Here is a 15,387-nt window from a genome sequence, read left to right on the forward strand (position 1 = left end):
AGGCCGCAACGCCACCCGCCCCGGACCCGAACCTTCACCGACGAACCGCGCCAGCCCCTCCACCGTCGGCGCGCCGAACAACTCCCCTATGCCGACCTCGACATCGAGCACCGCCCGCACCCGGGAGACGAGGCGCATCCCGAGGAGCGAGTCCCCGCCGAGGTCGAAGAACCCGTCGTCGATCCCGACCCATTCGAGCCCGAGCACCTCGGCGAAGAGCCCGCACAGGATCTCCTCGGTCTGGGTGCGCGGCTCACGGCCACTGACCCGGGCCGCGAAGTCCGGCGTGGGCAGCGCGGCGCGGTCGAGCTTCCCGTTCACCGTGAGGGGCAGCGCGTCCAGGACGATGACTGCCGCAGGGACCATGAACTCCGGTACGTGGGAGGCCACATGGCGACGTACGCCCTCGGGGGTCAGGTCGCCCTCCGCGGCTTCGGGTACGACGTAGCCGATGAGGCGCTTGTCACCGGGACGGTCCTCACGTACGACCACAGCGGCCTGACGCACACCAGGATGCGCGGCCAGAACCGCCTCCACCTCGCCTGGCTCAACCCGGAACCCGCGGATCTTCACCTGCTCATCGGCACGCCCCGCGAACAACAACTCACCGTCCGCCGTCCAGCGCGCCAAATCACCCGTCCGATACATCCGGCCGCCCCCGCCGAAGGGGCAGGCCACGAACCGCTCCGCCGTCAAGCCCGGACGACCCACATACCCACGCGCCACACCAGGACCCGCGACATACAACTCACCGGTCGCGCCCACCGGGACAGGCTTCAGGAATCCGTCGAGGACATAGGTGCGTACGTTGCCGAGGGGGCGTCCGATGGGCGGCGAGGCGTCACCCGGACCCGCCCCGGCGTCCACAGGACCTGCCGTGGCCATCACCGTCGCCTCGGTGGGGCCGTAGGTGTTCCAGACCCGCGCCTGACCCGTCCAGCGACTGGCCAGATCGGCCGTGAGGAGCTCCGCGCCGAGAACCCAGTTCCCCACACCCTCGACCGCCGCCGGATCCAGCACACCCAACAACGACGGCACCACACTCGCCGTACTCACCCCGAGGTCCTCGATCAGCGCGGCCAGCGCGGCGGGCTGTGCGCGCTCTTCCGGTGACGCGATCGCCAGCGTGCCGCCGCCCGCAAGCGTCACCGCCACGTCCAGCACCGCCGCATCAAAACTGAACGACGCGAACTGCAACGCCACCACACCCTCAGCCACACCCAGCACCGGCCGCATCACCTCAGCCAGATTCACCACACCGCCATGCGCCACCGCCACACCCTTCGGGCGCCCCGTCGACCCAGACGTGTAAATGACATAGGCAAGCTGACCCGGAGCGGTATGTGTCACCAGGGGGCCGGACGCGTACGCCCCGTCCGTCTCCTGGTCGAGCAGCATCACCCGCGCCGCCTCGACCGGCACCCCGTCCAGCGACCCGCCCACGCCCAGCACGACCTCCGCCCCACTGTCCGCGACCATGAAAGCCAGCCGATCCGCCGGGTACTCCGGATCCAACGGAACGAACGCACCCCCGCCTTCCACACCGCGAGCTCCGCCACCACCATGTCCACCCCACGCGGCAGACACAGGCCCACTCGCGACTCACACCCCACACCCAGACCGACCAGACGGCGGGCCAAACGATTCGTCGCCGCGTCCAACTCGGCGTACGACAGCGTTCGTTCGCCGGAGACGACGGCCGCCGTGTCCGGCGTGAGCGCCGCACGCCCCCGGAACGCCTCGACCACGGAACCCGACACCACGGTCCGGTCCGTGTCGTTCCACTGCTCCACGACCCGGAGCCGCTCGGCTTCGGTCAGGACGTCCACCTCGCTGAGGCGGATGTCCGGGTCGGCGGCAACCTGTGCGAGGACACGTGTGAGGCGGTCCGCCAGAGTGTGGGCCGTCGTCTCGTCGAAGAGGTCCGTGGCATAGAGGATGTCGCCGTCGAGACCACCGGGGTACCCGTCCGCGTCACGCTGCTCCGTGAGCGTCACCGCCAGGTCGAACCGGGCGGCGGGCGCCGTCATCGACGCCGATGTCACCCGCGCGCCCCGCAGCCGCCATTCCGGCTCGGGCACGTTCTCCAGGGCCAGCATCACCTGGAACAGCGGATTGCGGGACACCGAGCGCGCGGGGTTGACCTCGTCGACGAGGCGTTCGAAGGGGATGTCCTGGTGCGCGTACGCCGCCAGGTCCGCGGCCCGTACCCGCTCAAGGAGCTCCGCGAAGGTGGGGTCACCGCCCAAGTCGGTGCGCAGGACGAGGGTGTTGACGAAGAACCCGGCCAGCTCCTCAAGGGCCGTGTCTCCCCGCCCGGCCGCGGGCGTGCCCAGCACGATGTCCTCACCCGCGCCCAACCGCGACAGGAGCACACCCACCGCCGCGTGCACGACCATGAACATCGTCGCCCGGCCTTGCCCCGCCACATCCACAAGGCGCGCATGCGTCTCCGCGTCCGCCTCCACCGGCACGCGGCTCCCCTGGAAGGACGGCACCGCGGGCCGCGCCCGGTCCACCGGGAGCGCCAGCTCCTGCGGTACGTCCGCCAAGGCTTGGCGCCAGTAGGACAGTTGACCGCTCAGGACGCTGTCCGGGTCGTCCAGATCGCCCAGGAGCTCCCGTTGCCAGAGCGCGTAGTCGGCGTACTGGACGGACAGGGGAGCCAAGGACGACGTGTGACCGCCCTCGCACCGCGCCGCGTACGCCGCCTCCAGATCCCGCGCGATGACCCCCATGGACCAGCCGTCCACGGCCACGTGATGCGCCACGAGCGACAGCGTGAAGTCGTCGGGGCCCAGCACCAACAGAGCTGCTCGCCAGGGGAGTTCGAGGCGGAGGTCGAATCCCATGGCCTGGTGCTCCGCCAGCACGTCTTCGGCCTGCGCCTCGCCGGGCCGCGTGATCGACAGCCTGGGGCGGCCCGCGTCACCGTCGAGCACCTGCTGACGGGGTACGCCTCCGGCGTCGGGGAAGACCGTGCGCAGGCTCTCGTGCCGGTCGGCGACATCACCGAGCGCCGCCTCCAGAGCCGCCACATCCAGGTCACCCGAAATACGCAGCACCAACGGCAAGTTGTACGCGGCCGCCGCGCCCGGCACCGTCTCCTCAAGCCGGTTCAGGAACCACATCCGCTGCTGCGCGAACGACAACGGCACCACCTCAGGACGCGCATAGGGCCGCAACGCCACCCGCCCGGGACCCGAACCTTCACCGACGAACCGCGCCAGCCCCTCCACCGTCGGCGCGCCGAACAACTCCCCTATCCCCAGGTCGGCGTCGAACACCGCCCGCACCCTGGCGACGAGCCGCATCCCCGACAGCGAGTCCCCGCCGAGGTCGAAGAAGGAAACGTCCGCGCCGACCCGGCCAAGGCCGAGCACCTCGCCGAACAGCCCGCACAGCACTTCCTCCACGGCCGTCGCGGGACCTCGGCCGCCGCCCGTACCGGCGAAGTCCGGCGCGGGCAGCGCGGTGCGGTCGAGCTTTCCGTTGGCGGTGAGCGGGAGCGCGTCCAGCTCCAGGACGACGGCGGGCACCATGTACTCCGGCAGGGCATCGGCCAGGTACGTACGCAGCTCTAGTGGGGTCGCGGGCTCTGCGCCTTCGGGCACGACATAGCCGATGAGGCGCTTGTCACCGGGACGGTCCTCGCGTACGACCACAGCGGCCTGACGCACACCAGAATGCGCGGCCAGAATCGCTTCCACCTCGCCGGGCTCGACCCGGAACCCGCGGATCTTCACCTGCTCATCGGCACGACCCGCGAACAACAACTCGCCGTCCGCCGTCCAGCGCGCCAAATCACCCGTCCGATACATCCGGCCGCCCTCACCGAAGGGGCAGGCCACGAACCGCTCCGCCGTCAAGCCCGGACGACCCACATACCCACGCGCCACACCAGGACCCGCGACATACAACTCACCGGTCACGCCCACGGGTACGGGCCGCAGGTGCCCGTCCAAGACGTACGTCTTGACATTTCCGAGTGGGCAGCCGATGGGTGGCGGCGCGTCCTGGGGTCGTATGTCTCCCGCGACAGGACCGGCGGTGGTGATCACCGTCGCCTCGGTGGGGCCGTAGGTGTTCCAGACCCGTGCCTGACCCGTCCAGCGACTGGCCAGATCGGCCGTGAGCAGCTCCGCGCCGAGAACCCAGTTCCCCACACCCTCGACCGCCGCCGGATCCAGCACACCCAACAACGACGGCACCACACTCGCCGTACTCACCCCCGTACGCCTGAGCATCGCCGCCAGCGCCGCAGGCTCCGCCCGCTCCCGCGACGACGCGACAGCCAAAGTGCCACCACCCGCCAACGTCACCGCCACATCCAGCACCGCCGCATCAAAACTGAACGACGCGAACTGCAACGCCACCACACCCTCAGCCACCCCCAGCACCGGCCGCATCACCTCAGCCAGATTCACCACACCGCCATGCGCCACCGCCACACCCTTCGGACGCCCCGTCGACCCAGACGTGTAAATGACATAAGCGAGCTGATCCGCAGCAGTGCGTGTCACCAGCGGGCCGGACGCGTACGCCCCCTCCACCACCCGGTCAAGCAGCACCACCCGCGCCGCCCCCACCGGCACCCCATCCAACGACCCACCCAGACCCAGCACGACCTCCGCCCCACTGTCCGCGACCATGAAAGCCAGCCGATCCGCCGGGTACTCCGGATCCAACGGAACGAACGCACCCCCCGCCTTCCACACCGCGAGCTCCGCCACCACCATCTCCACCCCACGCGGCAGACACAGACCCACCCGCGACTCACACCCCACACCCAAACCGACCAGACGGCGGGCGAGGCGGTTTGCCCGTGCCTCCACCTCGCCGTACGAAAGGGTGTGTTCACCGGCGATCACCGCGGCCGCGGCCGGCGAGCGGTCCGCCCATCCCTCGAACGCTCCGAGCACCGAGTCCGCCGTCACCGGCCGGGCCGTGTCGTTCCAGCCGCGCACCACCCGCAGCCGCTCGGCGCCGTCCACCGTGTCCACGCGGCCCACCGGCAACGTCGGCTCCGCCACGGCGCGTTCGAGGAAGGTGAGGAACGAGCGGTGGGCCGCGTCGAGCCAGTCGCGGTCGTAGCGCGTGGGGTTGGCCTCGAAGGTGACCCGCATTCCCTCGTTCTCCGACCAGCCGCTCACCAGGGCGCCGAAGTCCTCGACGCGGCGGGTCGACACATCGCGTACGACGCCTCGGTGTGCGCCGAAGCGGAGGCTCTCGCCCGCCATCGGCAGCACGTTGACGTACGGGCCGAAGTGCCAGCGGTCGCCGACCGGCCAGTTGAGTTCGCGGCGCAGGTGCTCGCCGCGGAACGCCTGGTGGTCGAGGAGGGCGCCGACCTCGCGGCCCGCTGTCCGCGCCAGGTCGAGCAGGCTTCGGGTGGGGGCCGTGGGCAGGCGCAGCGGCAGGATGTTCGCCATCGTGCAGGGGGTGCGCCGCGCCTCGTGCGTCATGCGTCCGGCGACCGGGAGGCTCAGGACCGTCTCGTCCGATCCGCTCATCCGGCCGGTGAAGGCCGCGAAGGCCGCGACGACGAGCCTCGGCCAGCTGACTCCGGCACGGCCCGCCGCCGCGCGCAGGGCCGTCACGGCGCCGGGCGGCAACTCCCCCGTCTCGCGCAGGACTTCGAGCGCCGCGCCGCCGCCGGGGGTGTCGCCGCCGGGCGCCGGTGTGCCGTGCCCCGGGATCCCGGCCGGGTCGGGACGGTCGGCGAAGCGGTCGAGCCAGTACCCGCGGTCGCGCACGGCCCGCTCCGAGTCCCGGTAGGCGGCCTCCTGCGCCAACAGGGCGTCCAGGGAGGCGTGCCCGGCGGGTGCGGGCGTGTTCCCGTGCAGCAGTTCCGTGTAGAGGTGCGCGACGCGGCGCGCAAGGAGGGAGCAGCCGAAGGCGTCCATCAGGAGGTGGTCGTAGCGCTGGAACCAGACGTAGTGGTCGTGCGCGAGCCGGAAGAGGGTGTATGAGAACGGCCGGTCGGCGTGGGCGCCTTCCTCCGTGCGGAGTTCCGCCCGCATCCATGCTTCGGCGGCTGCCTTCGGCTCGTCCTCGGCGCTGAGATCGACAGTGCCGATGAGGTCGGTGAGTCCGGTGAATTCGGTGAGACCGGCGATGTCCCTGTGGTTTTCGCCGGGGCCTTCGTGGAACAAGTCCCTTTCCGGAAAAGGCCCGACGATCTGCGCCACTTGACCTTGGTCGCCGTATTCCACGCCTCGCACGTGAAGGATTTCCGTCTCTGCGACGACCCACCGCAGCGCCCGCCGGAATGTCTTCGTGTCGACGGGGCCGAGGATTTCGACGTACTGACCGACGCTGTAGAGGCGGCGCGAGCCTGCCACGCGTTGCGCCAGCCAGATTCCTTCCTGGGAGTCGAACAGGGGCAGAGCGCGACCAGCCTTGCCGTTCATATATCCCCCTAGCCGCGCGATCCGCGTCGGCTTTTCCCTCGACTCCACTCGGACGAACACGCATGAGGACGATACTCATTGCCCGCCGTTAAAGCGACGAATGGCCGGGGACCCCGACTTTTCCCCGACCCTGCCAAGCGCGTCCAACCGTGCGATTTCTACACTTGGACACCTGGACGACACCTGGACGGACATGCGCGCATTCCAGGTTAGGCCGAGCGATGTATGACATGCGAGTGTCCGGGACAGCGGCCACCGGAAAGCGCGCCGGTTGCGTCTCTACCGGATTCCTGTCACACCGAATTCACGCGTTCCCGGGCCGTGGTGGTACTTCACGGGCTGGTCCGCCGCGCGCGGCGGGAAGGACACCTCGACGACGAGACCGCCCCCGGGCCTGGCCTCCGCGCGCAGGGTCGCGCCGTGCGCGACGGCGATGGAGCGCACGATCGAGAGGCCGAGGCCGTGGTGGCCGTCTCCGGAGCTGCGGTCGAGGCGCTGGAAGGGTTCGAGGAGTCGGCCTACCCGGTCCGGCGGAATCGTCGGACCCGTGTTGGAGACGCGGACGACGGCGTTGCCGCTCTCGACGCCGACGACGACCTTCACCCACCCGCCGGGCACGTTGTACCCCAGGGCGTTGTCCAGGAGGTTGGCCACCAGGCGCTCCACCAGCGCGCCGTCGCCCCAGATGTCGGCCCGCGCGGTCACCGCGTCCACCCGCAGCCCGCGCCGCTGCGCCTCCGCGCGCCAGCCGAGCACCAGTTGCTCCGCCACTTCGCCGAGGTCGAGGGGCTCCCTGCGGTCCGGGCCGCGTTCGCTGCTGGAGAGGGTGAGGAGGGACTCCAGGAGCCTGGCCTGCTGCTCGCTGAGGACGAGCAGGCGCTCGAAGTTGGACCGGAAGGAGTCCACGGTCGCGTCGCGGTCGATCAGCGACTCCTCCAGGAGCGCGTGCTCCACGGTCAGTGGCGTACGCAGTTCATGTGCCGCGTTGGCCACGAACCGTTTGTGCGAGTCGAGCGCCGTCTCCAAGCGGCCGAGCAGCCCGTCGACGGTGTCCGCGAGGTCCTTGAGTTCGTCGCCGGGGCCCCCGACGGCGAGGCGTTCGTGGACGTTGCGCGCGGAGATCCGCTGGATGCTGGACGTCATGGTGCGCAGCGGCCGCAGCACCCGCCCCGCGATCAGCCAGCCGAGGCCGATCGCGATCACCGACATGATCGCCAGGGCGATGCCCGACTCGATGAGCAGGTCGTGCATCTCGGCCGCGTGCTGGCGTACGGCCTGCTGACGCTGTGCCTCGGCGAAGGCGCCCACCGCGCTGGGCGCCATGCTGTCCGGGTACAGATGGATGCCGCCGTCCGCGGGCATCGAGGCGTTCCCGCCGACGCTGCCGCGGCTGAACAGGAAGAAGCCGTTGGGCCTGTTGGCCAGCAGATAGGTGATGGTGAGCAGGACCGCGCCCGACAGGACGAACATCAGTCCGTAGAGCAGGGTGAGCCGCATCCGGACCCTGCGGGGCAGCAGCCGGGACACGAGCGCGGCGCGCGACCGGGTGACGCGGGGTGAGCTGGGCAGACGTATCGGCATCTCACATCACATCTTCAGATCCGGTACCCGCCGCGCGGCACGGTCTCGACCAGGGGCGGTGCGCCGAGTTTCGACCGCAGGCGGTTGATCGTGGCCTTGACGGTGGTGGTGAACGGATCGGCCGCCTCGTCCCACACCCGCTCCAGGAGTTCCTCGGCCGACACGACGCGCCCCTGGGCCGCGAGCAGGTACTCCAGTACCGCGAACTCCTTGGGCGTGAGCGCGAGTCGATCCCCGGAGCGCGTCGCGATCCGCTGTGCGGGGTCGAGTCTCAGGTCTCCGTGGACCAGGACCGGCGGGACCGCCGTCGCCGAGCGCCGGGCCACCGCCCTGATGCGGGCGACCAGTTCGGCGTAGGCGAAGGGCTTGGGGAGGTAGTCGTCCGCGCCGAGGGTGAGGCCCTCCACCCGGTCGGCGATGGTGCCCGACGCCGTCAGCATCAGCACGCGGGTACGGGCGGGTTCCTCGACCAGGGCGCCGCAGACCTCGTCGCCGTGGATGCCGGGCAGGTCCCGGTCGAGCACGACCACGTCGTAGTCCACCACCGAGGTGCGTTCCAGGGCGCCCTCGCCGTCGTAGACGACGTCGACCGCCATCCCCTCCCTGCGCAGCACCCTGGCCACCGATTCGGCCAGTTCGGCATGGTCCTCGACCACCAGCACCCTCACCGCTCACCCCCCCACCTAAGCGCGCGTTGCGACCGAGCTGAGCGGGCGACGGCACGGATCTTGGCTGACAGGATGCCCGGGCCGAGGTCACGTAGCGGTCACAGCCCGCCGCGGTCGTGTGCGGAACACATACAGCGGCGCACATACAGCAGCAAGGTACCCCGCACGGCGGCGCGGCATCCGTGCCGCCGCGGACGACGGTGCGGATGCCGCGCTTCCGTATGCGTGCGGGTCAGTCCTGCCGCAAGGTCAGTCCTGCCGCGGCGGGGGCGGCCCGCCGATGATCCGCGGTCCTGGCCCGCCCGGTCCTGGACCCGGTCCGCCGCCTCCGTCGGGTCCCGGTCCCTCGCCCAGCGGCAGCAGGAAGAGTCCGGGTCCGCCGGGTCCGCCGGGCATGGGCCCGTCGGGTCCGCCGTGCAGCATGGGTCCGCCGACCGGCTGGGGCACCTGCTCCGGGCGCGGTTCGTCGCCGTTGGCCGAGCTCTGGCGGGCGAACTGCGTGCGGTACAGCTCCGCGTAGAGCCCGTCGAGCGCGAGCAGCTCCTCGTGGGTGCCGCGTTCCTGGACCCGGCCCTCGTCGATGACCAGGATCTGGTCGGCGTCCCTGATGGTGGAGAGCCGGTGGGCGATCACCAGTGAGGTCCGGCCGCGCAGCGCGGTCTTGAGGGCGCGTTGCAGGGCCGCCTCGGACTCCGAGTCGAGGTGGGCGGTGGCCTCGTCGAGGACGACGATCGGCGGCGCCTTCAGGAGCAGCCTGGCCATGGCGATGCGCTGCTTCTCACCGCCGGACAGGCGGTATCCGCGGTCGCCGACGACCGTGTCGAAGCCGTCCGGCAGCGACTCGATGAGGTGCCAGATCTGCGCGGCCCTGCACGCCTCGATCAGTTCCTGTTCGGTCGCGTCGGGCCGTGCGTAGGTGAGGTTGTCGCGGATGGTCGCGTGGAAGAGGTGGGCGTCCTGGGTGACCATGCCGACGGTGTCGTTGAGCGACTTCAGCGTCACGTCGCGGATGTCGTGTCCGCCGATGCGGATGACGCCCTCGACCGGGTCGTAGAGCCGCGGCACCAGGTGGGTCATGGTCGTCTTGCCCGCGCCCGACGGGCCGACGAGGGCGGTCAGTTTCCCCGCGGGCGCCGTGAAGCTCAGGTCGCGCAGCGTCCAGGCGTTCGTGGTGCGCTCCTGCGAGGGCAGCGCGATCGACTCCAGTGAGGCGAGCGAGACGTCGGACGCCTTCGGGTAGCGGAAGGAGACCCCGTCGAACTGGATCTCGGGTGCCGTCCTGCCGCCGTCGGCGGACGAGGGGAGCGGCACCGCGTCGGGCTTCTCCGAGATCAGCGGCTTGAGGTCGAGGACCTCGAAGAGCCGGTCGAAGCTGACCAGCGCGGTGACCAGGCTGGTGTGGGCGCCGGAGAGCTGGTTGATCGGCGCCATGAGCCGGGTGAGGAGCACCGCGAGCGCCACGAGCGTGCCGATCTGGAAGGTGCCCTCGATGACGAGGCTGCCGCCCAGGCCGTACACGAGGGCCGTGGCCAGCGAGCCGACCAGCGTCATCGTCAGGAAGAGCATCCTGCCGTAGACGGAGGTAAGGATCCCCAGGTCGCGTCCCTTGGCCGCGAGGCGGGAGAACAGGCCCGTCTCGGAGGCGGGCCGTCCGTAGAGCTTGGCGAGCAGCGCGCCCGTGACGTTGAAGCGCTCGTTCATGAACGAGCCGACCTCGGCGTTGACCTGCATGTGCTCGCGCATGATGCGCTGGAGCCGCTGGCCGACGATCCGGCCGGGCAGGATGAACAGCGGGATGACCACCAGGGAGATCAGGGTGACCACCCAGGAGAGGTAGAACATCGCGCCGAGGACGAGGATCAGGGTCAGCCCCGCGGAGACCACCGTGGACAGCAGGGTGGTGACGGCCTGTTGGGCGCCGACCACGTCGGTGTTGAGCCTGCTGACGAGGGACCCGGTCTGGGCGCGGGTGAAGAACGCCAGTGGCTGGCGCTGCACATGGTCGAAGATCTTGGTGCGCAGGTCGTAGATGAGTCCCTCGCTGATCCGGCCCGAGTACCAGGCCTCCGCGAATCCCACGGCCGCACTGATCAGTGCGAGTCCCGCGACCGCCACGGAGATCCATACGACGAGGGAGGTGTTTCCCTTGGAAATGCCGTCGTCGATGAGGTACTTGAACAGAATGGGCATGGCCACCACGTTGGCTGCGTTCAGCGCGGTGACGATCACGAGGAGAACTATGTTGACGCGGTACGGTTTTGCGTAGGGGAGGATTCGTTTCGCCGTGCCGGCTTTGATCTTCTGCCTGGTCACCGACTCGTCCGGACCCATCCCCCGTATCACCATCGGCCCCGGGCCGCCGATCATGGCCACGAAAACCTCCTGTTTTCGTTGTCGTTCAGGTCGGGGGTTCGCCTAGCTGGCGGCTTCGTACTTGTCCATTTCCTCGATGAGGCTCTTGGGACGCATGTCCGTCCAGTTCTCCTCGATGTAGTCGAGGCAGGCCTTCCGGGTGTCCTCTCCGAAGACGGCCTTCCAGCCCGCGGGCACCTCGGCGAAGGAGGGCCAGAGCGAGTGCTGGTTCTCGTCGTTGATGAGAACGAGGAAGGTGCCGTTTTCGTCGTCGAACGGGTTCGGCATAACAACTCCGATCAATTTCCGTCGGCAGAGCGTGTTTTCACGCTAGCCGGGGCTTATGAGGAGCGACAAGGCCGTCCAGACGGCCCCCGGCGAAGAAATCGACGATCGCGGAATTCACCGCTGCCGGGTTCTCCAGATATCCGTAGTGGCCGCACCCTGGGATCTCGGCATAGGAACTGCCGGGAATGGACCGCGCGACCTCGCGGGACAGGTGCGGGCGCACCACCAGGTCGTCCTGGAATCCGATGACGAGGCACGGCGTGGTGATGCGCCGGTAGGCGGGGCGGCGGTCCGGGATGAGCTGGAGGCCGAGCTGGCCGCGCGCGCCCGCCGGGTCCACGGCGGACATCTCGAAGACGGCGAGCCAGTCGCGCAGTCGCTCCTCGTTGTTGAGGGTGCGCGGCGAGAGGTTCTGCAGCGCCTTCACGTAGGCGGCGAAGCGGGGCGGCAACTTGCCGTCCCCGTCGTCGAGTTCCAGATCGGCGGCCGTCATCGCGGCGGTCAGCGCGTCAGTACGCCCGCTGGTCGCCATCAGGACGGCCTGGCGTACGAGACCGGGGCGGGCCAGCAGGAGTTCCTGGACGGCGATCGCGCCCAGCGAGTAGCCGACCACCCGGCAGGGGCCGGCGCCCACGTGCTCGATGACCCTGGCCACGTCCGCCGCCATGTCGGCGAGGGTGAAGCCCTCGGGGCAGGGGTCGCTGGGCGGAATCCCCCGGTTGTCCAGGGTGATCACCCGGTGGCCCGCCGCCATCAGGGCTGGCACCTGGTGGGTGCGCCACATCCGTCCCGGCGCGCCGGTGCCCGTCACCATGACGACGGGCTCGCCGGTGCCGTACTCCTCGTAGCCGAGGCTGATCCCGTCGCGTGTGGCGATCGGCATCGACGTCTCCTCTCACCCGCCGCCGGGCACGACTCGCGCGGGCCCGCCCGGCGGCGTGGCGCCGAACCTGCCGACCTTGGCGATCACGTCCTGGCCGTAGATCCGCAGCGCCTGCTGGAGCGCGAACTCCGCCATGTACGCGCGAAACGCGTCGGACGGCTCCTCGGCGAGGTTCAGCATCCGGCGGTTGGCGAGCACCGCTTCGCCGTCCAGGCGCCGCAGGCTCCGCTCGACGGCGGCGTCCATCTCCTCGGGCTCCACGACCTCGTCCACGAGGAGCCGGGCGTCGGGTTCGCTCGCGCGGATCCTGCGACCCTCCAGGATGACCTGGCGGGCCGGGCGCGGGCCGACGTACCGCGTGAACCGAAAGTTGGCGACGCCGGGGATGATGCCCTCCTTCGCCGCGGGCAGGCTCAAGTAGGCGTCGGACGCGGCGAGTACGTGGTCGCAGACCAGGAGCACCTGCGTGCCGCCGCCGATCGCGAAGCCGTCCACGGCGGCGACCCACGGCTTCTCGACGCGGGGCGAGTGCCACTGTCCGGGGTGGTCGGTGAGCACACCGCGGACGATCTTGTGGAGGTAGCCGAGTTCACGGCGGAGCAGGAACCCGACCAGCGGGATGTCGCCGGAGCTGAGGCTCTTGAGGTTGATGCCCGCGCTGAACACGCGCCTGCCCCGGTAGCGCGGATGGCTCATCTCTCCGCCGCGCAGCAGTCCCACGCGTACGGCCGGATCGAGCAGGGCCAGGTCGACGGCGGTCTCCATGTCGTCGACCTGCGCGCTGTCCTCCGCGTTGAGGCAGTCGCCCCGGCACAGGGTGATCCTGGCTACGCCGTCCGCGCGGCGCTCCAGGCGTACGGCGTCCATCTCCACCAGTCCCGTCCTGGTGAATCCGGGCAGCAGCCGCAGCGCCCGTGGGGTGGGCCGGAGCATGGCGTCGAGCAGGTGCGGGCCCGCGGTCGGCGAGCGGAGCACCGCGCGCAGGAAGATGCCCTGGTCGATCTCGTCGCCCTCCTTCGCGGCCTGGGGCCTGCTCCGTTCGGCCGCGAGGCGCGCGGAGTCCGGCACCAGGCCGGGGAGTTCGGCCGCTGCCGCATCGAGGAGTTCGGCGATGCGCAGATCCAGGGTGCGGTCGGCGGTGAGCCGGTCATACACCGCGTCGGCGTACACGTCCATGAAGCGGGTGCGCAGCGCGCGGGCCGCCTCCTTGGCGGCGGCGATCGCGGCCCGTTGCCCGGGTGTGCGCGCGGGCGGGGCCGGCAAGGACGCCATCAGGTCCGCCGCGCGGGCGACCGCGCCGGACGCGGCGGAGAGCCGCGTCCAGGCGTCGACGACGTCCTCGCGGGCGCGCCGCGCGGGCAGCACCGTCGTCATGAGGCCGCCGCCTCCTTCGCCGCGCCCTGCCGCAGGGTGCGGTCGCAGGCGGCCAGGTGCGCGCCGAGGGCGTCCTCGAAGCCGGTCGTCGCGGCGTCGAACAGCAACTGCCGCCGGATCGCGACCTCTTGTCCCGAGAGGCCGTCGGTCAGCTCGGCCGCGGCGGCGAGCGCGTCCTTCGGGTCGTCGGCGATCTCGTCGGCGATGCCGAGCGCGAGGGCCGCCGCCGCCTCGATCGGGCGGCCGAAGAGGACGGCCTTGCGGACCCCTGCCACGCCTGCCAGCTGGACCAGTCGGTAGGCGGCCATGCCGGGCCAGGTGGCGGTGGTGTCGCGCGGTACGAGCAGCCGGGTGTCCGGCGTGGCCACGCGCACGTCGGCGGCGAGGAACGCGTCGAGCGCGGTCCCTCCGCACGCTCCTTCGGCCACCGCGACGGTGGGCGCGGGCAGCCGTTCCAGGCGCCGCAGGGCGCGCTCCCACTTGGTGACCAGCGAGACGTCGAGTCCGTCCGGCCGGTCACCGGCCGGGGCTCCGGTGACGTGGACGACCACGAGGCCGCGGCCCGCCCGGTCCTCGGTCCGGTCGCAGAGCGCCGCGACGGCCTTGACGGCGGCGGGCGACAGCGGCACGGAGCCGTCGATCTCCAGTGTGTACAGGGGTTCCATAACCCGTTCCGTCCTCACCATCGGATCAGCGCGGTCTCGATCGTGGAGCCCGGCCCCATGGTCATGAGCACTCCGTACTCGCCGGGCCGGGCGACGCCCTCTTCGAGGAGGCGTTCGTAGGAGAACAGGAACGAGCCGCTGGACACGTTCCCGTGGTCGCGCAGCACGCCGACGGTGTGCCGCACGTCGTGCCGGGTCAGGCCGAGGTTGACGACGACGGCGTCGATGACCTTCTTGCCGCCGGAGTGCACCAGCCAGTGCCGGATGTCGCTCCTGCGCAGTCCGGTGCCCGTGAGCAGCCGGTCCACGACGAGTTCGGCGTGCGCGCCCACCACATAGGGGATCTGCGGGTCGAGGTAGAAGCTGAACCTGCTCTGCTCGCGGTCCCAGTCGTAGCGCATGGCGTCGACCGCTTCGGGGATGACACAGCTGGCGAACTTCAGGACGGAAGGGGCGGCCACCGTGCGGTCCTGACGTGCCGTCACGTCCGGGTCGGAGCGCAGCGCCACGGCCGCGGCCCCGTCGCCGAAGAGGCTGTTGACGACCGCCGTACGCATGGTGTTGTCCACCGCGTACGCGGCGGAGCACGCCTCCACGCACAGAACGACGGCGAGCTCACCCGGATGCGCCACGGACCAACCGGCGACCACACCGAGGGCGTTCAGCCCCGCGTTGCAGCCCATGCCGACGATGTCGGTCCTGGCGCAGTGCCGGTCGAGGCCCAACTCGCGGATCAGCAGGGCGCTGAGGCCGGGGGTGAGCAGACCGGTGGACGTCACGCAGCACAGGTGCCGCACGTCGGCGAGTTCCGCCCCGATCTCCTTGAGGCAGGAGCGCAGCGCCTCGCCGCCCATCTCCAGGGCCAGCGCCTTGTGCTTGTCGAGCAGGTCGCCCTGTTCCTCGGAGTGCCGTACGCCGTGGGCGTCCGGGGGCGGCAGCGTGAGGTTGCGGCGCTCGATCGCGCTGTTCAGGAAGACGGAGCGGACCTTGGGATCGGTGATCCCGAACGCGTCGAGTACTTCCGGCTGGGAGTAGGAGGTGGCCGTGACGGCCGTGCCCACGCCGAGGAGTGCGGTGTCGGTGGTCATCGGAAGGTCCACCCCCACCTGCGGCGCTGACTGCGCGGTGGCCGGGCGGTGCTGATGCTCGTCACTGTTCTGTCC

Annotated in this window: 8 protein-coding genes and 2 pseudogenes; all 10 read right to left on the reverse strand. The window is 70.6% G+C overall.

Features of this window, described 5'->3' with window-relative positions; all coding sequences use genetic code 11:
- Window positions 1–89 precede the first annotated feature (89 nt).
- Window positions 90–5,012 (reverse strand): annotated as a pseudogene (locus CP970_RS45475) (amino acid adenylation domain-containing protein); the annotation flags it as partial.
- A pseudogene (locus CP970_RS46185) lies at window positions 4,992–6,413 on the reverse strand (condensation domain-containing protein); the annotation flags it as partial. The pseudogenes CP970_RS46185 and CP970_RS45475, both read right to left, overlap by 21 nt.
- Before the next feature lie 279 nt (window positions 6,414–6,692).
- Window positions 6,693–7,994 (reverse strand): sensor histidine kinase, encoded by a 1,302-nt coding sequence (locus CP970_RS02870; RefSeq protein ID WP_063806004.1) that lies wholly within the window; start codon window positions 7,992–7,994, stop codon window positions 6,693–6,695.
- A 14-nt stretch (window positions 7,995–8,008) separates the two neighbouring features.
- On the reverse strand, window positions 8,009–8,662 hold the full coding sequence (locus CP970_RS02875) for a response regulator transcription factor (protein WP_055544338.1): 654 nt from the start codon (window positions 8,660–8,662) through the stop codon (window positions 8,009–8,011).
- Between the two features lie 249 nt (window positions 8,663–8,911).
- Complete coding sequence (locus CP970_RS02880; protein ID WP_055544337.1) at window positions 8,912–11,029, reverse strand: ABC transporter ATP-binding protein; 2,118 nt, start codon at window positions 11,027–11,029, stop codon at window positions 8,912–8,914.
- 48 nt (window positions 11,030–11,077) lie between these two features.
- Window positions 11,078–11,302: an MbtH family protein gene (locus CP970_RS02885; protein WP_055544336.1), complete on the reverse strand. Its 225-nt coding sequence runs from the start codon at window positions 11,300–11,302 to the stop codon at window positions 11,078–11,080.
- Between the two features lie 37 nt (window positions 11,303–11,339).
- On the reverse strand, window positions 11,340–12,185 hold the full coding sequence (locus CP970_RS02890; RefSeq protein WP_055544335.1) for an alpha/beta fold hydrolase: 846 nt from the start codon (window positions 12,183–12,185) through the stop codon (window positions 11,340–11,342).
- A gap of 12 nt (window positions 12,186–12,197) precedes the next feature.
- Complete coding sequence (gene dpgC, locus CP970_RS02895) at window positions 12,198–13,457, reverse strand: (3,5-dihydroxyphenyl)acetyl-CoA 1,2-dioxygenase DpgC (protein WP_191095034.1); 1,260 nt, start codon at window positions 13,455–13,457, stop codon at window positions 12,198–12,200.
- 98 nt (window positions 13,458–13,555) lie between these two features.
- On the reverse strand, window positions 13,556–14,224 hold the full coding sequence (dpgB, locus tag CP970_RS02900) for an enoyl-CoA-hydratase DpgB (RefSeq protein WP_079043211.1): 669 nt from the start codon (window positions 14,222–14,224) through the stop codon (window positions 13,556–13,558).
- Window positions 14,225–14,238: 14 nt separating this feature from the next.
- Entirely contained in the window at window positions 14,239–15,312 is a 1,074-nt protein-coding gene (gene dpgA, locus CP970_RS02905) for a 3,5-dihydroxyphenylacetyl-CoA synthase DpgA (RefSeq protein WP_055544333.1), read from the reverse strand.
- Window positions 15,313–15,387: the final 75 nt, after the last annotated feature.

Origin of the sequence: Streptomyces kanamyceticus (genome assembly GCF_008704495.1) — a bacterium.
In the GTDB taxonomy this organism is placed as follows: Bacteria; Actinomycetota; Actinomycetes; order Streptomycetales; family Streptomycetaceae; genus Streptomyces; species Streptomyces kanamyceticus.

Bases quoted from the DNA above. Each gene is read 5' to 3' on its own strand.
- CP970_RS02870 (WP_063806004.1), bottom strand. From the start codon at position 7,994: ATGCCGATACGTCTGCCCAGCTCACCCCGCGTCACCCGGTCGCGCGCC.
- CP970_RS02880 (WP_055544337.1), bottom strand. From the start codon at position 11,029: ATGATCGGCGGCCCGGGGCCGATGGTGATACGGGGGATGGGTCCGGAC.
- CP970_RS02885 (WP_055544336.1), bottom strand. From the start codon at position 11,302: ATGCCGAACCCGTTCGACGACGAAAACGGCACCTTCCTCGTTCTCATC.
- CP970_RS02890 (WP_055544335.1), bottom strand. From the start codon at position 12,185: ATGCCGATCGCCACACGCGACGGGATCAGCCTCGGCTACGAGGAGTAC.
- dpgC (WP_191095034.1), bottom strand. From the start codon at position 13,457: ATGGCGTCCTTGCCGGCCCCGCCCGCGCGCACACCCGGGCAACGGGCC.
- dpgB (WP_079043211.1), bottom strand. From the start codon at position 14,224: ATGGAACCCCTGTACACACTGGAGATCGACGGCTCCGTGCCGCTGTCG.
- dpgA (WP_055544333.1), bottom strand. From the start codon at position 15,312: ATGACCACCGACACCGCACTCCTCGGCGTGGGCACGGCCGTCACGGCC.